This is a genomic window from Actinomadura rifamycini DSM 43936 (assembly GCF_000425065.1).
GTDB lineage: Bacteria > Actinomycetota > Actinomycetes > Streptosporangiales > Streptosporangiaceae > Spirillospora > Spirillospora rifamycini.
Genome location: NZ_AULB01000054.1, coordinates 1 through 17,354, shown reverse-complemented (window position 1 = coordinate 17,354; position 17,354 = coordinate 1). Strand labels below are relative to the sequence as shown.

At 73.6% G+C, this 17,354-nt stretch carries 17 protein-coding genes and 2 pseudogenes; 7 read left to right on the top strand and 12 right to left on the bottom strand.

Going from position 1 to position 17,354, the window contains the following annotated elements:
- A pseudogene (locus tag H505_RS52160) lies at nucleotides 1-169 on the bottom strand (DNA-binding response regulator); the annotation flags it as partial.
- Between the two features lie 139 nt (nucleotides 170-308).
- Here H505_RS52160 and H505_RS0132860 point away from each other — a divergent pair.
- Complete coding sequence (locus H505_RS0132860; protein WP_245592685.1) at nucleotides 309-2,027, top strand: sensor histidine kinase; 1,719 nt, start codon at nucleotides 309-311, stop codon at nucleotides 2,025-2,027.
- Between the two features lie 51 nt (nucleotides 2,028-2,078).
- Here the strand turns inward: H505_RS0132860 and H505_RS45920 are convergent, their stop codons facing one another.
- Both H505_RS45920 and H505_RS0132850 read right to left on the bottom strand, forming a co-directional pair.
- A complete protein-coding gene (locus H505_RS45920) occupies nucleotides 2,079-2,510 on the bottom strand; it encodes a pyridoxamine 5'-phosphate oxidase family protein (RefSeq protein ID WP_064743764.1) in 432 nt (143 codons plus the stop codon).
- A 23-nt stretch (nucleotides 2,511-2,533) separates the two neighbouring features.
- Nucleotides 2,534-3,076 carry a flavodoxin domain-containing protein gene (locus H505_RS0132850; protein ID WP_026405341.1) on the bottom strand — a complete coding sequence of 181 codons (543 nt, stop codon included), beginning with the start codon at nucleotides 3,074-3,076 and terminating at the stop codon, nucleotides 2,534-2,536.
- Between the two features lie 160 nt (nucleotides 3,077-3,236).
- Here H505_RS0132850 and H505_RS0132845 point away from each other — a divergent pair, with 160 nt between their 5' ends.
- The 3 genes from H505_RS0132845 to H505_RS0132835 are packed head-to-tail and all read left to right on the top strand — an operon-like array spanning nucleotide 3,237 to nucleotide 9,490.
- Nucleotides 3,237-4,088 carry a universal stress protein gene (locus H505_RS0132845; RefSeq protein ID WP_026405340.1) on the top strand — a complete coding sequence of 284 codons (852 nt, stop codon included), beginning with the start codon at nucleotides 3,237-3,239 and terminating at the stop codon, nucleotides 4,086-4,088.
- Between the two features lie 10 nt (nucleotides 4,089-4,098).
- Nucleotides 4,099-6,750 (top strand): bifunctional acetate--CoA ligase family protein/GNAT family N-acetyltransferase, encoded by a 2,652-nt coding sequence (locus tag H505_RS0132840; protein ID WP_051301451.1) that lies wholly within the window; start codon nucleotides 4,099-4,101, stop codon nucleotides 6,748-6,750.
- A gap of 46 nt (nucleotides 6,751-6,796) precedes the next feature.
- A complete protein-coding gene (locus H505_RS0132835; protein WP_051301450.1) occupies nucleotides 6,797-9,490 on the top strand; it encodes a cation-translocating P-type ATPase in 2,694 nt (897 codons plus the stop codon).
- Between the two features lie 15 nt (nucleotides 9,491-9,505).
- Here H505_RS0132835 and H505_RS0132830 read toward each other — a convergent pair whose 3' ends face one another.
- On the bottom strand, nucleotides 9,506-9,976 hold the full coding sequence (locus H505_RS0132830) for a hypothetical protein (RefSeq protein WP_026405337.1): 471 nt from the start codon (nucleotides 9,974-9,976) through the stop codon (nucleotides 9,506-9,508).
- A gap of 215 nt (nucleotides 9,977-10,191) precedes the next feature.
- Here H505_RS0132830 and H505_RS0132825 point away from each other — a divergent pair, with 215 nt between their 5' ends.
- A complete protein-coding gene (locus H505_RS0132825) occupies nucleotides 10,192-10,422 on the top strand; it encodes a dsRBD fold-containing protein (RefSeq protein ID WP_341849579.1) in 231 nt (76 codons plus the stop codon).
- 86 nt (nucleotides 10,423-10,508) lie between these two features.
- Nucleotides 10,509-11,348, top strand: a complete 840-nt coding sequence (locus H505_RS0132820; protein WP_026405335.1) for a universal stress protein — start codon at nucleotides 10,509-10,511, stop codon at nucleotides 11,346-11,348.
- 6 nt (nucleotides 11,349-11,354) lie between these two features.
- On the opposite strand, the gene H505_RS45915 is transcribed toward H505_RS0132820, so the two are convergent.
- From H505_RS45915 to H505_RS0132790, 6 genes are read right to left on the bottom strand one after another with little or no spacing between them, the layout of a single operon-like run.
- Entirely contained in the window at nucleotides 11,355-12,506 is a 1,152-nt protein-coding gene (locus tag H505_RS45915; protein WP_051301449.1) for a 4Fe-4S dicluster domain-containing protein, read from the bottom strand.
- On the bottom strand, nucleotides 12,503-13,063 hold the full coding sequence (locus tag H505_RS45910) for a hydrogenase maturation protease (RefSeq protein WP_064743763.1): 561 nt from the start codon (nucleotides 13,061-13,063) through the stop codon (nucleotides 12,503-12,505). The genes H505_RS45915 and H505_RS45910 overlap by 4 nt, the downstream gene beginning before the upstream one ends.
- On the bottom strand, nucleotides 13,060-14,355 hold the full coding sequence (locus H505_RS0132805) for a Ni/Fe hydrogenase subunit alpha (protein ID WP_026405334.1): 1,296 nt from the start codon (nucleotides 14,353-14,355) through the stop codon (nucleotides 13,060-13,062). The genes H505_RS45910 and H505_RS0132805 overlap by 4 nt, the downstream gene beginning before the upstream one ends.
- A complete protein-coding gene (locus tag H505_RS45905; protein ID WP_034521070.1) occupies nucleotides 14,339-15,136 on the bottom strand; it encodes an NADH-quinone oxidoreductase subunit B family protein in 798 nt (265 codons plus the stop codon). Before H505_RS45905 ends, H505_RS0132805 begins: the two co-directional genes overlap by 17 nt.
- Nucleotides 15,137-15,138: 2 nt before the next feature.
- On the bottom strand, nucleotides 15,139-15,939 hold the full coding sequence (locus H505_RS0132795) for an FAD/NAD(P)-binding protein (protein WP_034521069.1): 801 nt from the start codon (nucleotides 15,937-15,939) through the stop codon (nucleotides 15,139-15,141).
- 17 nt (nucleotides 15,940-15,956) lie between these two features.
- A complete protein-coding gene (locus H505_RS0132790; protein ID WP_211238614.1) occupies nucleotides 15,957-16,439 on the bottom strand; it encodes a Crp/Fnr family transcriptional regulator in 483 nt (160 codons plus the stop codon).
- A gap of 174 nt (nucleotides 16,440-16,613) precedes the next feature.
- On the opposite strand from H505_RS0132790, the gene H505_RS0132785 reads away from it, so the two are divergent.
- Entirely contained in the window at nucleotides 16,614-16,820 is a 207-nt protein-coding gene (locus tag H505_RS0132785; RefSeq protein ID WP_026405331.1) for a DUF1918 domain-containing protein, read from the top strand.
- Between the two features lie 52 nt (nucleotides 16,821-16,872).
- Here H505_RS0132785 and H505_RS52855 read toward each other — a convergent pair.
- Nucleotides 16,873-17,034, bottom strand: a pseudogene (locus H505_RS52855) (IS982 family transposase); the annotation flags it as partial.
- A 53-nt stretch (nucleotides 17,035-17,087) separates the two neighbouring features.
- A partial coding sequence (locus H505_RS45900) for an integrase core domain-containing protein (RefSeq protein WP_034521067.1) occupies nucleotides 17,088-17,354 on the bottom strand: 267 nt, incomplete at its 5' end.

The window sequence follows — 17,354 nt, the reverse complement described above, 5'->3', positions numbered from 1 at the left end:
CGCGGACCAGGGCCTGCTCCATCGTGCCCGCCTCGCCGACGACCTCGAGGTCGGCCTCGGCCGACAGCAGCGCCGACACGCCCCGGCGCACGACCTCGTGGTCGTCGAGCAGGAAGACGCGGATCGCCGTGCCCGCCGCCGCGTCACGGCCTTCGGTCGTCGCATTCATGGCATCGCTCCCTCGGGCATGCGCTCATGAAACGAACGCTACCCGTTGTTTGCCTTGGGAAGCGGTTTCCAGAGTCCTTCACATCTCGGACCAAAGTCCCGATTCTGGCATTCTTGTCGACGGCGGTGATAATGGCAGTGTGCCACTGGAGCCAACGCCGGACGACGAGGGAACCCGCGGAATCCTCCCTCACCTGCGGCTCGACGACCTGCTCGGCGAGCTGCAGGCACGGCTGGCCGCCGCCCGCGCGACCCGGGACCGCGTGCACGGGCTGCTCGACGCCGTCGTGTCGATCGGCAGCGACCTCGACCTCGACTCGGTGCTGCGCAGGATCACCGAGTCCGCCGCCGGCCTCGCGCAGGCCCGGTACGGGGCGCTGGGGGTGATCGGCGCTGAAGGGGAACGTCTCGTCAGGTTCATCACGGTCGGCGTCACCGAGGAGGAGATCGCGGAGATCGGCGACTGGCCGCACGGGCACGGCATCCTCGGCCTGCTGATCAAGGACCCGCGCCCGCTGCGGCTCGCCGACCTGTCCCGGCACCCCGAGTCCTACGGCTTCCCCGCCCACCATCCGCCTATGCGCTCCTTCCTGGGCGTCCCCATCCGGATCCGCAACGAGGTGTTCGGCAACCTCTACCTGACGGAGAAGATCGGCGGCGGCGCGTTCGAGGAGGAGGACGAGGCCGTGGTCTCGGCCCTCGCGACGGCCGCCGGGATCGCCGTCGAGAACGCCCGCCTCTACCAGGAGACGCGGCGCCGGGAGCGGTGGCTGAAGGCGTCCGCCGAGATCTCGACGGCCCTGCTGTCGGGACCCGATCCCGTGGAGGCGACGGCGGTGGTCGCGCGGCGGGCCCGCGAGGTCGTCGGCGCGGACCTCGCGGCCGTGGCCCTGGTCGACGAGGACCGCGAGCGGTTCGAGATGGTGGCCGCCGACGGGCGCGGCGCGGACCAGGTCCGCGGCGGCGCCGTTCCGATCGAGGGATCACTGGGCGGCAAGGTGTTCACCACGGGCGTCTCGCTCCGCGTGGCCGACGGCGACGAGGCGCTGCGCGAGAGCGAGGTGTCGGTGGCGCTCGACGTCGGTCCGCTCCTGATGGTCCCGCTGGGGCTGGGGGAAGACGCGCGCGGCGTGGTCTGGGCGATGAACGCCCCCGGCGGGCACGCCTTCCCCGACGGCGCGCAACGGCTGCTGGAGGCGTACGCCGGGCAGGCGGCCGTGGCGCTCGAACTGGCGGACCGGCGCAGGGACGCCGAGCGGCTGGTGCTGCTGGAGGACCGCGACCGCATCGCCAAGGACCTCCACGACACCGTGATCCAGCAGCTGTTCGCCACCGCGATGGGCCTGATGGCCACACTCAAGATCGCCCAGAAGCCCGAGGTGGCCGCGCGGGTCCAGCGGGCCGTGGACGACCTGGACGCCACCATGCGGCAGATCCGCTCGACGATCTACGCGCTGCAGACGCCCTCCGACCGCGAAACGCTCCGCGGCCGCCTGCACTCGGTGATCGACTCCGCCGCCGAGAGCCTGGGCTTCGCTCCGTCCGTCCGGCTCGACGGCGCGCTGGACACCCTCGTGGACGACGAGATGGCCGAGCACGCGGTCGCCGTGCTCCGGGAGGCGCTGGCCAACGTGGCCCGGCACGCCCGCGCCGCCGCGGTGCGGGTCAGCGTGCACGCGGACGAGAAGCTGACGCTGCGCGTCGAGGACGACGGCGTCGGGACCGCCGGGGCCGGGCGCCGCAGCGGCCTCGCCGACCTGCGGGGACGCGCCGAGCGGTGCGGCGGGACGTTCGCCGTCCGCCCCCGGCCCGGCGGCGGCACCGAGGTCGAGTGGACGGCGCCCCTCAACGGCTCCTGACCCACCCCTCCGTCCGCGGCCCCGCGGCGCTCCGTGCCCTCTCCCGAGCCGTCAGCCGCCGTCCGCCCAGTGGACCCCGCCCGGCCGCAGCGGGATGCGGCGTCCGGTCACGCTGCGTGGGACGAGCCGTATCAGAAAGGACGTGGGGGAGTGCGGCCACGGACGCGGGGAGAGGGCGCGGACGCGGCGCGCCTCGGCGGCATCGGTGATGATCTCGGCGGTGCCGGTGACGAGGACGCTCCACGCCGTCTCGAGGGCCGGTTCGAGATCGTCCGCCTCGAAGGTCAGCGGCCGCCCGGCGCGGACGGCCTCCAGCTTGCCCCCCTCGGCGGTGCCGAACACGATCGAGTCGCCGTCGACCAGGTGGTTGACGGGCAGGACGGTGACGCGGCCGTCGTCGTCCGCCCACGCGACGCGTCCGACCGGAACGTCGTGGAGCAGGGCCATGCAGGCGGCCTCGTCCAGATGTCGAAGATCGTTCATGACCTTGTCCGGTTCGGAGGTCTTCACAGCGCGGCGCGGCGGCGGTTCGACGCCAGGTTCCGGGCTATCTCGTCCGCCCAGCGCCGGACGTCGTCCCAGTCGCGGTAGTCGCCGTACCGGAAGCCGAGCGCCCTGAACATGAGGCGTCCCGAATGCGGCAGGTGCTCGGGGCGGATCACCCCGGAGAACAACCGGTGCCCCTCGGGGCTGAGCAGCCGCAGCAGCGGCTCGGTGACGTCCTTCTCCTCCTTGGGCGCCAGGCGGCGCCACGGCTCCCGCAGCGCGGCCGGCATCCCGACGCTGAACAGCCACACCGGACGGCGGGCGAGCACGTCGCGGTGCCGCGAGAGGAACTCGGTGGCCGCGGGAAGCCAGGTCATCTCGTGGACGGCGCTGCCGAGCACGAACGCGTCGTGCCCGCCGACCTCGTCAAGCCCCCGGTCTCCGAGTTCGTCCATCGGACGGACGTCCGTTCGCTCCCCGTGCTCGGCCAGCACCTCGCCGATCCGCCGGGCGATGCTCGCGGTGGAGCCGTGCACGCTCGCATAGGCGATCAGGACGGTCATGTCACACCTCCCCCTGTCCGTTCCAGGATCGCTCGGCCCGCGCCGAGCCGCGCAGAGGCGAAGGTCCCTGGTCACGCCCCGGATACGGGACGTTCGCCCCTGGGAGTGGAGCGGCTCGGCTGGTGGAGTGGAATCCGGTGCCGCAAGTGAAGGAGGAGGCATGCCGGAACGCATCGTGGTGGGGACGGACGGGTCCGAAGGCGCGGACCTGGCGGTGGACTGGGCGGCGGACGAGGCGGCCCGGCGCGGAAGGCCGCTGCACATTGTGCACGCCGTCGAAGTGTGGCCGTACGCGTTCGGCGCGCCCCTGTACGCGCCGTTGCACATCGACGACTATGTCGCCACGTCCGGCCGCACGGCGGTGCTGGACGCCAAGCGACGGATCTTGGACGATCGGCCGGACCTGAAGGTCACGACGGCGGTCGTCGCCGACGCCGTCCCGGTCGTCCTGCGCCAGGAGGCCGAGGAGGCATACGAGCTGGTACTGGGCAGCCGCGGGCTCGGAGGGTTCCGGGGGATGCTGCTGGGCTCGAACGGGCTGCGGCTGGCCGGGCACCTGCCGGTTCCGGTCGTGATCGTGCGCGGACCTGGTGACGGCGAGGAGATCGTCGTGGGAGTGGACCTGCTGCGGGGCATGGAGGCAACGCTGGAGTACGCCTTCGACGCCGCCCTCCTGCACGGGGCGAGGCTGCGGGTCGTCCACGCCTGGCAACTGCCTCCGTCGATGCAGCCCACCGTGACCGCCGCCGACCGCGCTCAGACACGGGAGGAACTCGGCAAGTCCCTGGCCGGGATCGTCGCTCCCTGGCGTACCCGCCATCCCGGTGTCGAGGTGGTCGAGGAGCTGCCCTGCGAGCAGCCCGTGGCGGCGCTCGCGGACGCGGCCCGGAACGCGCGGCTGCTGGTCGTGGGCGCGCACCGGCACCGGCGCCCGCTGCCGGCGCTGGGCGCGGTGGGCCACGGCGCCGTGCATCACGCGCCCTGCCCGATCGCCGTGATCCCGTCGCCGTGAGGAGGGCGCGATGACGTCCCGCCTGACCGAACGAGGCTCCGCCGGCCGGGCCTTCGCCCTGCTCAGCGATGGCGAGCAAGTCGAGATCCGGCGGCTCGCGGAGTCCGACGTCGAAGCCGTGCGGATCCTGCACGCGGGGCTGTCCGACGAGAGTCTCTACCGGCGGTTCTTCGCTCTCAACCGGGCCATGGCGGAGCGGCTGGCGGAGCGGGTCTGCCGCGCCCCGGGTCCCGATCACGCGGCACTCGGCGCGTGGGCGCACGGTCGGCTGGTCGGCGTCGCCGAATACGAACCGGCGGACGTCCCGGGGGAGGCGGAACTGGCGCTCGCGGTCGCCGACCGCATGCATCACCGCGGCGTCGGCACCCTGCTGCTGGAGCACCTGGCCTCGCTGGCGCGCGTCCGCGGGGTGGCGGCCTTCCGCGCCGACACCCTCGCGGAGAACACGCCGATGCTGCGCGTGTTCGTCGACGCCGGGCTGCCGGCCGAACGCCGCGTCACGGCAGGTGTGGTCGAGTTGACGCTGCCGCTCGCACCGGGGGAGGCGTACCTCGACGCGGTCGCCGAGCGGGAGCGGCGGGCGGACGTCGCGAGCCTGCGGGCGTTGCTGCGGCCGGGCACCGTCGCGGTCGTGGGGGCGAGCCGCCGGGCCGGGACGGTCGGCGCGGCGATCCTGGAGAACCTGCGCTCGGGCGGCTACGAAGGCGCGGTGCACGCGGTCAATCCGCACGCGGCCGGACGGACGCTGCACGGCGCACCATGCGTCGCCAGCCCCGGTGAGCTGCCCGAACGCCCCGATCTGGCGGTCGTCGCCGTCCCGGCTGCCGCCGTCGTCGACGCGGCCGGGCAGTGCGGCCGCAGGGGCGCCCGGGCGCTGGTCGTCGTCAGCTCGGGGTTGACGGCGGCGCAGGGCGCCGATCTGCTCGCCGTCTGCCGCGAGCACGGGATGCGCCTGGTCGGTCCGAACTGCCTGGGGGTCGCCGACACCGCGGCGCGCCTGGACGCGACCTTCGGCGCGCGCCGGCCCCGTCCCGGGACGGCCGGGGTGGTGGTGCAGTCCGGCGGGATCGGCATCGGCCTGATCGAGCAGCTGTCACGGCTCGGCATCGGGGTCTCGTCGTTCGCGTCGGTCGGCGACAAGTACGACGTCAGCTCCAACGACATGCTCATGTGGTGGGAGTCGGACGAGACGACACGCCTGGGCATCATGCACATGGAGTCGTTCGGCAACCCGCGCAAGTTCGCGCGGACGGCCCGCCGCGTCTCGGCCCGCATGCCGCTGCTGACGGTGTCGGCGGGACGGTCGGCCGCCGGTGAACGCGCGGCGGCGTCGCACACCGCCGCGGCCGCGACGCCCGACCTGACCCGCCGCGCGCTGTTCGAGCAGGCGGGGATCATCGCCACCGACGATCTCGGTGAGCTGGTCGACACCGCGGCGCTGCTGGCGTGCCGTCCGCTGCCCGCGGGGCCGCGCGTGGCGGTCGTCTCCAACGCCGGGGGCGCGGGCGTGCTCGCGGCCGACGCGTGCACGGACGCGGGACTGCTCGTCTGCGAGACGGCGCCCGCGGTGCGGCGGCGGCTCGCCGATCTGCTGCCCGCCGCCGCGTCGACGGCGGGCCCCGTGGATACCACCGCCGCGGTCACCGCCGAACGTTTCGCGCGGGCGATCGAGGCGGTGGCGGCGGACGAGTCCGCGGACGCGCTGATCGTCCTGGTCGTCCCGACGGCTCTGGGAGACCTGCGGACCGCCGTGCCCCGCTGCGGCAAGCCGCTGGTCGTGGTCGACCCCGGGCAACCGGAGAACGTCAGGATCGAGGCGGGAACGCCCGTCTACCCGTACCCCGAGCGCGCCGCCCGCGCGCTGGCCGGCGCCTGGTCGTACGCGCGGCGCAGGGGCCGGGCCCCCGGCACGCCGCCGGACCTGCCCGGTGTCCGGCCGGACGACGCGCGAGCGATCATCGATGGGTTCTTCGCCGCCCACGAGGACGGGGGATGGCTGCCGCCCGTGGAGACCTTCCGGCTCCTGGAGTCCTACGGGCTGCCGCTCGCGCGCTGGCGGTCGGCCGACGGCGAGTCCGCGGCGGTGCGGGCCTTCGCCGAGCTGGCCGGCCCGGTCGCGCTCAAGGCGGACGTGCCGGGCGTCCTGCACAAGAAGGCGGCCGGAGGCGTCCGGCTCGGCCTGCGCGGCGAGGCCGCCGTCCGCGCCGCCTACCGGGACCTGGCCGGACACTTCGGCGCCCGCCTGCGCGGCGTGGTCGTGCAGGCGATGGCCGCCGACGGGGTCGAGGTGCTGTGCGGCGCGATCCAGGAGGAGGTGTTCGGGCCGGTGGTCGTCTTCGGCGCCGGGGGCGTCGACGCCGACGCCCTCGCCGACCGCGCCGCGCGCCTCGCCCCGCTGACCGATGCCGACGCGGGCGAGCTCGTCCGCGGCGTCCGGCTGTCACCGCTGCTGCTGGGCCACCCCGGCCGCCCCGCCGGGGACGTCGCCGCGCTGAAGGACACGCTGCTGCGGCTGTCGCGGCTCGCCGCCGATCATCCGCGGATCGCCGAACTCGACCTGAATCCCACGATCGTCCGCCCGGACGGCGTCGTGGCCGTCGACGCGCGCGTCCGCGTCGCCCCGTGCCAAGCCTGGGATCCCTACCTGCGCCGGCTCCGCTGAGGCGCTCGACGGCCGGTGGCGTCGGCCGGCGCGAGAGCAGGCAACCATGAGAGCACTTCCGAACGATGCCGCGCCCGACTCGTCCGAGGGGATCACCGCGGACCCGCGCGAACCGATCTCCCTCCTGCGCAAGGAACTCGGTACGGGCCCGAGAGGGCTCTCGGAACGCGAGGCCGCGCGGCGGCAGACCGTCTACGGGCCCAACCGGGTGCCCGAGGCCCGCACCTCGTCGCTGGCGCGCAGTGCAGTCCGCCAGCTCGCGCATCCGCTGGCGCTGCTGCTGTGGGCGGCCGCCGTGCTGGCGTTCGTCGCGGGCCTGCCCGTGCTGGGCTGGGCGATTCTCACGGTGATCGTGGTGAACGCGGCCTTCGCGCTGCTGCAGGAGCATCGCGCCGAACGCGCGGTGGAGGCGCTGGCGGCCTACCTGCCGCCCCACGCGGCCGTCGTCCGGGACGGACGGCGACGATCCGTGGAGGCCACGGAACTGGTGCCCGGCGACCTCGTGGCCATCGAGGAGGGGGACAAGGTCCCCGCGGACGCGCGGCTGGTCGACGGCGCGCTGGAGATCGACATGTCGATGCTCACCGGGGAGTCGGCACCGGTGGAACGGGTCGCGGGTCCCGCGCGGAGCGATCTCGCGCTCCTCCACGAGCCGTTCCTGGTGTTCAGCGGGACGACCTGTGTCGGCGGGCAGGGCCGGGCCATCGTCCATGCGACCGGAGGACGCACCGAGCTCGGCCGGATCGCGGCGCTGAGCCAGCGCGCTCCCCGCCGTCCGAGTCCGCTGGAGACCCAGGTGAAGAAGGTCGCCTGGCTGATCGCGGCGGTCGCTGTCGGGATGGGCGCGGCCTTCCTGCTCGTCGGCGCGGCCGTGGGCCTGCCCCTGGCCGACGCCCTGACCTTCGCCATCGGCCTGCTCGTCGCCAACGTCCCGGAGGGCCTCCTGCCGACGATCACCCTCGCCCTCGCGGTCGGGGTGCGGGTGCTCGCCCGCAGCGGCGCTGTCGTCAAACGGCTCAGCGCGGTGGAGACGCTCGGATCCACGAACGTCATCTGCACGGATAAAACGGGCACCCTTACCCAGAATCGGATGCGGCTGCAGGCGTTCTGGACGCCCGCACGCGGGACAGCGTCGGGCGCCGGCGGCGATCGTCCGCCCCCGGACCTCGCGACCGCGATGGTGCAGTGCACGACCGTGACGCGCGACGCCTCGGGCCGTCTCGAAGGAGACCCGACCGAAGTCGCGCTCGTGGAGGGCGCGGGCGGCGCGGAGCCGCCGCCCCTCGAACCGCGGGACGCCGCTCGGCGGGCGCTCTTCCGCTTCGACGCCCGGCTGCGCATGATGTCGGTCGTCACCGCCGAGAACGACCGGCTCGTCGTCTACGCCAAGGGCGCGCCCGAGGCGGTGCTCGCCCGCGCCGCCGGCACCGGCGAGGAGCACGCGGCGGTCCGCGCGGCCGTCGACGACCTCGCCCGCCGCGGCCTGCGGGTACTGGCCGTCGCGGCACGGGACGTGCCCGCCGGCGCGGCCGCGCCCGCGCGCAGGGAGGAGGCCGAGACGGGCCTGCACATCCTCGGGCTCGCCGGACTCTACGACCCGCCGCGCCCCCAGGTGCCGGACGCGGTGCGTCGCTGCCACGACGCCGGACTCCGCGTCCACATCGTGACCGGTGACAACGGCACGACCGCCGCGGCCGTCGCCGCCGAGGTCGGCATCGGCGTCCCCCGCCTGACGGTCGTCGCCGAAGCGGAACGGATGGGCGACCACGACCTCGACGAGCTCATCGGCCAGGACACCGAGATCGTGTTCGCCCGCTCCGCACCGGAGACCAAGCTCAAGATCGCCGACGCGCTGCGGGCCCACGGACGCATCGTCGCGATGACCGGTGACGGAGCCAACGACGCGCCCGCGCTGCACCAGGCCCACATCGGCGTCGCGATGGGCCGGTCCGGGACCGACGTGGCCCGCGAGGCCTCGGCGATGGTGCTCACCGACGACGACTTCGCGACGATCGTCACCGCGATCGAGTCCGGCCGCCGCGTCTACGACAACGTCCGGAAGTTCATCCTGTATATCTTCGCCCACGCCGTCCCCGAGATCGTCCCGTTCCTGATCTTCGCGCTGAGCGGCGGGCTCGTGCCGCTGCCGCTGACGGTCCTGCAGATCCTCGCCATCGACCTGGGGACCGAGACCGTCCCCGCCCTGGCGCTCGGACGGGAGCCCGCGGAACCCGGCATCATGAAACGGCCGCCCCGCCGCGCCGGGCAGGGCGTCATCACCCGGGACATGCTCGTGCGGGCGTGGGGCTACCTGGGCGTGGTGTCCGCCGTCCTGGTGCTGATCCCGTTCTTCTACGTGCTCTGGAAGGCGGGCTGGCGTCCCGGGGACGACACAGGGCCCGGCGGCGCGCTTCACCACGCCTACCTGGCGGCCACCACCGCCACGTTCGCGGGCCTGGTGACCTGCCAGGTCGGGACGGCCATGGCGGCCCGCACCGACCACGCGTCCCTGCGCCGGGTCGGCCTGCTCACCAATCCGCTGCTGCTGGGCGGCATCGTCTTCGAACTGGTCTTCGCGGCCGCCCTGATCTACCTGCCGCCGCTGCAGGGGCTCTTCGGCACGGCGGCCCTGCCCGCGGACGTTCTGGCGATCATCGCCGTGTTCCCGGTGATCGTCTGGGGCACCGACGAACTCCGCCGCAAGGTCCGCCGGGCGCACGGCCGCACCGGTGCGCGATGACCGGCCACGCGCCGTTCAGCGCGAGGCCGGGCCGCTCTCCGGGGCGTTCTCCGGATCGTCCGCCGCGCCCACGCCCGCGAGCTGCATCAGCATGGACGTCATCAGCGCGTCGAGCCAGCCCAGCGCGCCCGCGCACGCCATGCGTGCCTGCACCGCTCCGGCGTCCTCCTCCAGCGGAGGGATCATCTGGTGCACTTCCCGCGCCAGCGGCGCGGACACCGAGCGGATGATCTCTTGGCGGAGCGTGTCGTACGTCTGGATCGCGCGGCGCACCGCCCGGGCGTCGGTGTCGCCGGCGTGCAACGCGGCGTTAACGGCGGTGAGGCTGCGCCAGGTGCGCATGAGCCGGGTCGGCGAGGTGACGGCACAGCCCCGGCGTGCCTCGCCGGCATCACCGATCACGATGGTGAGACCGCGGGCGGGCGCCCCGACGGCCTCCGAGCGGTCGTGGGTCCGTTGCCTGGCGATCATGGCGAGCCCCCTCACCGTTTCCGTCCGCTTCCGTCCTCGCTCGGATGCGCCTCCAACCTTCCACGGCCGCAACCGGCTTCGCAGCGACCGAACGGCCCCTCGAGCAGGGCCATCGGTCCATCCGAAACCGGGACGGCTCAGGACCTCCGGCCCTACTCGCCCCACTACCCCGCCACGGACCATGTAAATGGAACCGTCGAGGGGGAGTCATGGAGACCAAGAGATGGGACGTGGGCATCTACATCAGCGAGGACGGCGCGGAGACCGTCGCGCGCGCGATCCTGTTCACCGACGCAGAGCACAGAACGGTGGGGCAGGGGCGGGCGCGCCGCAACCCCGCCGATCCCGAAGTGCCGGAAATCGGTGACGAACTGGCCGCGAGCCGTGCCCTGGCGGACCTTGCGGGACGCCTGCGCGTGGTCGCCCGGGAGGACATCGACCACCTCACCTCCCCGGCGTAGAGATCGGCAGGACCCGGCCCGTGACCGGCACGGGCGGGAAGCTCCGTGAGGGCGGGGCCCTGACGGAGCGGCAGGGAGGAGCGGACATGTGCGAACCGGTCGTGGTCGGCGTCGACGGGTCGGAGTGCGCGAACAGGGCGCTGGACTGGGCGGCGGGTGAGGCCGCCCGGCGTGATCGGCCGCTGAGGCTCGTGCACGTCCTGGATCCGTGGCCCCGGCGCATACCGATGTTCTCGCCGCCCGAAGCGGTGGAGCGCATGGCGATCATCGGGCATCGCGTTCTGGACACGGCGGTGGAGCGCGTCCACCGGCGCAGGCCGGACCTCGAGACGACGACGCGGCTCGCGGCCGAGTACACGCCCGACGCCCTGCAGCAGGAGGCCGGACACGCCTTCGAGCTGGTGCTCGGCAATCGGGGGTACGGCGGCTTCGCGGGCCTGCTCCTCGGCTCCACCGGCCTGCGGATGGCCGCGCGCACGCCCGTCCCGCTGATCATCGTGCGGGGCGATGCGGCCGAACGCGGGGACGTCGTGGTGGGGCTCGATCCGGCGAAGGACGAGGAGGCCGCCCTGGACTACGCCTTCGGCGCCGCGGCGCTCCGCCGGGCCCGGCTGCGGGTCGTGCACGCCTGGACCCTGTTCCCGCCCTATGAGGGCGTCCTCGTCGAGAAAGGGACGATCGAGGCGGAAGCTCGCAAGAGGGTCGCGGCCGCGGTGGACGGGCGGCGCGCCGCCCACCCGCGGGTCGATGTGGTGGAAGAGGTCGTCAACGACCATCCGGTGTCCGCGCTGGTCGACGCCTCGCGCACCGCCCGCCTACTCGTCACGGGGGCCCACCGGCGCGGCCGGGCCGCACCGCGGCCGGGATCGGTCGGTCACGGGGCCGTCCACCACGCGCACTGCCCGGTCGCGATCGTCCCCCGGTGAGGCCCTTCAAGAGCGGGCGTCCGGTGGACGGGCGGGATCGGCGGACGGGCTCGCGGCCGCTTCGTCCTGCAGGGCCGCGACCTCTTCGGTGATGTCGATGCCGACCGGGCACCAGACGATGCAGCGGCCGCAGCCCACGCAGCCGGAGGAGCCGAACTGGTCGTGCCAGGTGCCGACCTTGTGGGTCAGCCACTGGCGGTAGCGGCTGCGGGCGGACGCGCGCACGTCCCCGCCGTGCAGGTGCGAGTAGTCGCGGTCGAAGCAGGAATCCCACAGTTGCCAGCGTTCGGCGTGGTCGCCGGTGAGGTCGGTGGTGTCGGTGACGCGGGTGCAGAAGCAGGTGGGGCACACCATCGTGCAGTTTCCGCAGCTCAGGCAGCGTTCGGCGACGTCGTCCCAGCGCCGCGCGTCCAGGGTCGTGGCCATGAGGTCGTGCAGGGCGGCCGGCGGGGGCATCCGCCGGCCCATCCGGTCGGCCGCAGCCGCGACCTCGGTACGGGCCCGCTCGACGTCCTCGGATCTCGCGGGCGGCGGGCGCAGATCGTCCATGACGGTCCGGCCGGCCTCGGTTCCGATGTCCACCACGTACCGGGGCTCGCCCGCGTCGGCCAGTTCGGTGAGCGCGAGGTCGTAGCCGGGTCCGGCCGACGGGCCGGTGCCCATGGAGGCGCAGAAGCACGTTCCGCCGGGTTCGGTGCAGTTGACGGCGACGATGAAGTTGTCATGGCGCCTGCCCGCGTAGGACGGGTCGGCATGGTCGCCGCCCAGGAGGACGCGGTCCTGGATCGCGATGGCGCGCAGGTCGCACGGCCGCACGCCGAGGAACGCCAGGCGGGGCCGCTCGGGTTCGGGTTCCCGCACGGTGAAGCCGTCGGCAGTCCGGTCGGCCTCCCAGAGCTTCACCCGGGAGCGGTGGAGGAAGGGTTTCCACGATTGCGGTCCGGCCGCGTGGGCGAAGGCGGCTCCGTCGTCTCGGCGGCGGATGCGGTAGCCGCCGGGGGAGAGCGTGACGCCCCACCCGTGCGGCAGATCGCCGGCGGAGTCCAGTTCCGCCAGGACGATCGCCTCGTCGCGCAGGGTCGGGCCGACGACGGTGTAACCCGCCCGCCGGAGCGCGTCGAACAGCGGGCCGATGCCGGTCAGCTCCCGCGCGGTCATGACGGCCGGTCCCCGGTGCGCTGCCGGGACGGTCTCGTCGCGGGCGGTGCGGGTGCGATGAGCATCTGTTCCTCTTCCTCCACAGGTGGTCGGCGTGCGGACAGCGCCGGCGCGGCCGCGATCCGGTCGGCGACGGCGTCGACGGCGGCGGCGACGCGAGGGGTGAGGCCCCGGCCGAAGCCGAAGTCGAGCCCCTCGATCGCCAGGATCCGCAGACGTCCGGGCATGCGGTCGACCGCGAGCCCCAGCGCGACGGCGTCGCCGAGCCCGAGCGCGTGGTCGGTGACGGGGCGCCTGGTGAACCGCGTCGGGCCGGCGTCTCCGGAGTCGAGTTCCGCCCCGAACTCGTGGACCCGTCCGGGATCGGGCGGGTCGGAGCGCACCGCGTCGACGACGATGGCGAGGTCGGCGCCCGCCCACAGGTCGATGAGCCGTGCCGGCTCGCCGTCGGTCACCGCGAGCGTCGCCGCGACCCGCCCCCGCAGCGCCGTGACGACGGCCGGCCCGGCGCCGTCGTCCCGGCGGAAGTCGTTGCCCACGCCGATGACGACGGTCATGACCGCTCCACGGTGAGGTCGAGGAAGTGGGTGGAGCAGGAGATGCACGGGTCGTAGTTGCGGATGGCCTGCTCGCATCGGTGCGTCAGGGCGTGGTCGTCCAGGTGCAGGCGCGAGGCGACGAAGCGGCCGAGGTCGTTTTCGATGGCGGCCTGGTTCTGGGACGTCGGGGGGACGATCCGGGCGGAGGCGATCAGCCCGTCCGGGCCGAGGACGTAGCGGTGGTAGAGGAGGCCCCGCGGGGCTTCGGTGACGCCGTGCCCGGTGCCCGCACGGGGTTCGACCGGCACGGACGGCCGGGGCGGCGGCTCGTAGCCGTCGATGATCCGCAACGCCTCGTCCGCGGCGTAGACGATCTCGACGGCACGGACGAGGATGCTGCGGAACGGGTTGTGGCACACCGGGCCGAGACCGGCCCGGTCCGCCGCTTCCCGGGCGAGCGGGGAGAGCCGCTCGCGGTTGAGGGAATAGCGGGCCAGAGGGCCGGCGAGGTACGTGCCGCCGTCGGCGAAGCGGGCGTGCAGCGCCGTCGAATGCGGCACCTGCTCCTCCACGACGTGCTCCTCGAACTCCGCCGGAGGGAAGGTGCGGCCGCCGCCCCGGCGGATCATGCCGCTCTCCAGTGGATACCGGTCCGAGACCAGCGCGAGGTGCTCGTGGTCGTGCTCGAAGTCGGGGAACTCGAAGCCCGCCGCCCACTCCACGGTCGCGAGCGCGTCGTCGCGGGCCCGCCGCAGCGCCTCGGCGAGCGGCGCCAGTTCGGGGCGCGACGGCGTCCGGTGGAAGCCGCCGATCCGGACGTTCACCGGGTGGATCGCGCGGCCCCCGAGCAGCTCCATCACCGCGTTGCCCGCCTTCTTCAGCCGCAGCCCCCGCTCGACGACCGACCGGTGATCGCGGGCCATCTCGACCGCGCCGGGATAGCCGAGGAAGTCGGGCGCGTGGAGCAGGTACACGTGCAGGGCGTGGCTCTCGATCCATTCGCCGCAGTACAGCAGGCGCCGCAGCTCGCCGAGCGGGCCGTCCACGGTCACGCCGCAGGCGTCCTCGACGGCCCGGCACGCGCTCATCTGGTACGCGACAGGGCAGATCCCGCAGATCCGGGCGGTGATGTCGGGCGGTTCGGTGTGGGCGCGGCCCCGCAGGAACGCCTCGAAGAACCGCGGCGGCTCGTAGATGTCGAGCCGCACCTCCTCGACGTCCCGGCCCCGCACCCGGACGTACAGGGCGCCCTCGCCCTCCACCCGCGCGAGCGCCCCCACCTTGAGCGTCCGGTCATGGCGATGCGTCATCGCCCGTCCCTTCCGGCGTTTCCAGCGCGCCGTCCTCGCGGTAGGCGGCGACGTTGAAGGTGGACAGGACGCGCCGCGCCTCGTCCTCGGTCATGTCGAGCCACGGCAGCAGCCCGCGCGTGTTGGGGCGGTCGCCGCCCCACGTCGGGGACGGGCCGAAACAGCCGTAGCAGCCCCTCCCGTAGGACGGGCAGATCGCTCCGCAGCCCGCGTGGGTGATCGGCCCGAGGCACGGTGTGCCGTGGGCGACCATCACGCACACGTTCTGGCGGATCTTGCACTCGAAGCAGACGCTGTGCGCGGGGACGTCCGGCCTGCGCCCGGCGAGGTGGGCCGCCAGGACCTCCAGGAGCTGGCGGCGGTCGATGGGGCACCCCTGGAGTTCGAAGTCCACCGGCACGTGCGCCGCGATGGGGGTGGACGTCGCGAGCGTCGCGACGTACTCGGGCCGTGCGTACACCACGGAGGCGAACTCCCGCACGTCCGCGAAGTTGCGCAGGGCCTGGACGCCTCCGGCGGTCGCGCACGCCCCGATCGTGATCAGCTTCCGGGAGACCCTGCGCACGTGCCGGATCCGTTCCCGGTCCGCGGGCGTCGTGACGGACCCCTCCACCAGCGACACGTCGTACGGCCCCTCCCCGGCCGCGCCGGACGCCTCCAGGAAGTGCACGATCTCGATCTGCCCGGCGAGTTCCAGCAGTTCGTCCTCGCAGTCCAGGAGGGTGAGCTGGCAGCCGTCGCAGGAGGCGAACTTCCACACCGCCAGAGTCGGACGGCCCATCGCTACAGCTCCCTCACCGTCATGAGCGGCATCGCGCGCTCGAACGGGACGACCGGGCCGTCGCGGCAGATCAGCAGCGGGCCGAGCTGGCAGTGCCCGCACCAGCCGACCCCGCACCGCATGTTGCGCTCCATGGACAGCCGGACGTCGCCAGGATGCAGGCCGAGCCCGGTGAGGGCCTCGGCCGTGAGCCGCATCATGATCTCCGGTCCGCAGACGAACGCGGCGGCGCCCCGCGGGTCGACGTCGGCCGCGCCGACCAGTGCGGTGATCAGCCCGACGTGCCCCGTCCAGTCCGGCGCGGGGCGGTCCACGGTCACCTCGACCTGCGCGCCGCGCCGCCGCCACGCGTCCAGTTCGCCCGCGAAGGGCAGGTCCGCAGGGGTGCGGGCGCCGATCAGGACGGCGATGCGGCCGAACGCCCCGCGGTCGTCCAGCGCCCGCAGCACCGCGGGCCGCAGCGGCGCCAGGCCGATCCCGCCGGCGGCGAACACCAGGTCGCGGCCGCGCGCCGCGTCCAGGCCCCAGCCGGAGCCGAACGGCCCGCGCAACCCGAGGACCTGCCCGGGACGCGTCGTGCAGAGAGCGCGCGTGACGGGACCGACCGCCCGTACCGTCTGCTCCAGCACGCGGCCGGTCCGGCTGACTGAGACCGGGACCTCGCCGACGCCGAACGCGTACATCATCGTGAACTGGCCCGGCGCGGGTTCGGGAATCGGCGCCCCGGCGGGCTCGAGGACGAGCGTCGCGGTGTCCGCGGTCTCGTACCGGCGAGCGGCGACCCGGTACGGTACGGGAGCCATGGGGGAGCCCGGGCCGGTCACGGCACGTCCTGCGGGTGCGCGTACAGATCCAGCACGCGGACCCGCGTGGCCTCCAGCCGGTCGAGCATCACCGCCCCGAAACGCAACGCCAGGTCGTAGCCGAGCGCCGGGTCCTCCGCGCACAGCTCCCGCACCCGCCGCCCCTCGAACCGGTAGGCGGTCACCGGCTCGACCGCCACCGCACCGAACCTCCAGCGGTGCGGCGGGAACAGCCACGACCAGCCGACGACCGAGCCCGCGGGCAGGGTCTCCACCACCACCGCCCCCCGCCCGGGCACCTGCAGATCGAGCGCGACCGTCCCCGACCGCACGAGCCAGAACCGCTCGGCGGTGCCCCCCTCCTCGAAGAAGCGGTGCCCGTCCGGCACGGCGATGGCGCGGGCGGACAGCGCGAGGACGGCGCGATGCCGTCCCGGAACGTCCGCGAAGAACCGTTCCCGGGCCAGATCCGCGGCCGTGACGTCGTTCCATGCTCCCACCCGCGGTGATCTGCCCCTTGGACGACCGGACGAAGGCCGGGGCGCGGTCAAGATTCGGAGAGGCGACGCCTACGACTTCGGCAACGGCCGTCGTCGGGGACCTTCGGCCCTGTCCGCGGGATACGACCTGGACCAGGCTTGGACCATCAGCCGGACGACCGGAGGGAACCGATCATGAAGGCGCGCGAAGGCGACTGGGTGATCGTCAAAGGACATCGAACCGGTGAGGCGGACCGCAAGGCGTTGATCACCGAGGTGCACGGCCGTGACGGGGCACCGCCCTATGTCGTCGAATGGGACGACGGGCACAAAAGCACGTACTTCCCTTCGGTGGACGCGGTCGTCGAGCGCCACCCCGTGCCCCGCTCCCACGGCCGATAGGCGGCGCCGGGAACGGCCTAGATCGTTGATGGGGGTTGTTGAGTGTCCCCGGTCAGTGGTCGTATGCGATCAGTGACCGCTTGACCGGGGCGCCGATCAGCCAGTTGTGCCAGATGGCGGCGTTGAGGGCGCAGATGCGCTGGCACAGGCGTGTCCAGAGTCCTTCGGTGGTGCGTGCGGCGTGGCGTTCCAGTCCGAGCTGGTTCTTCAGGGTGAGGGGCCACGCGTTTTCCGGACAGCTTCTTCATGGGTGATCTGCGGGCAGATCTACGCTGCTTGCTGCCGATCCAGGTACTCGGTGTAGACCTCCATAGGGGTCCGGTACCCGTTCGCGGAATGAAGCCTGCGTCGATTATAGAAGCCCTCGATGTACTGCACAACCGCGCGGCGGGCCTTGGCTCGTGTGGCAAATACCATACGGTTGAGCCACTCGTTCTTCAATGCCCCGAAGAACGACTCGGCCATGGCGTTGTCCCAGCACACACCGGTTCTGCCGACCGAACGCCGCATCTTGTACTTCTCGGTCAGGTGCCG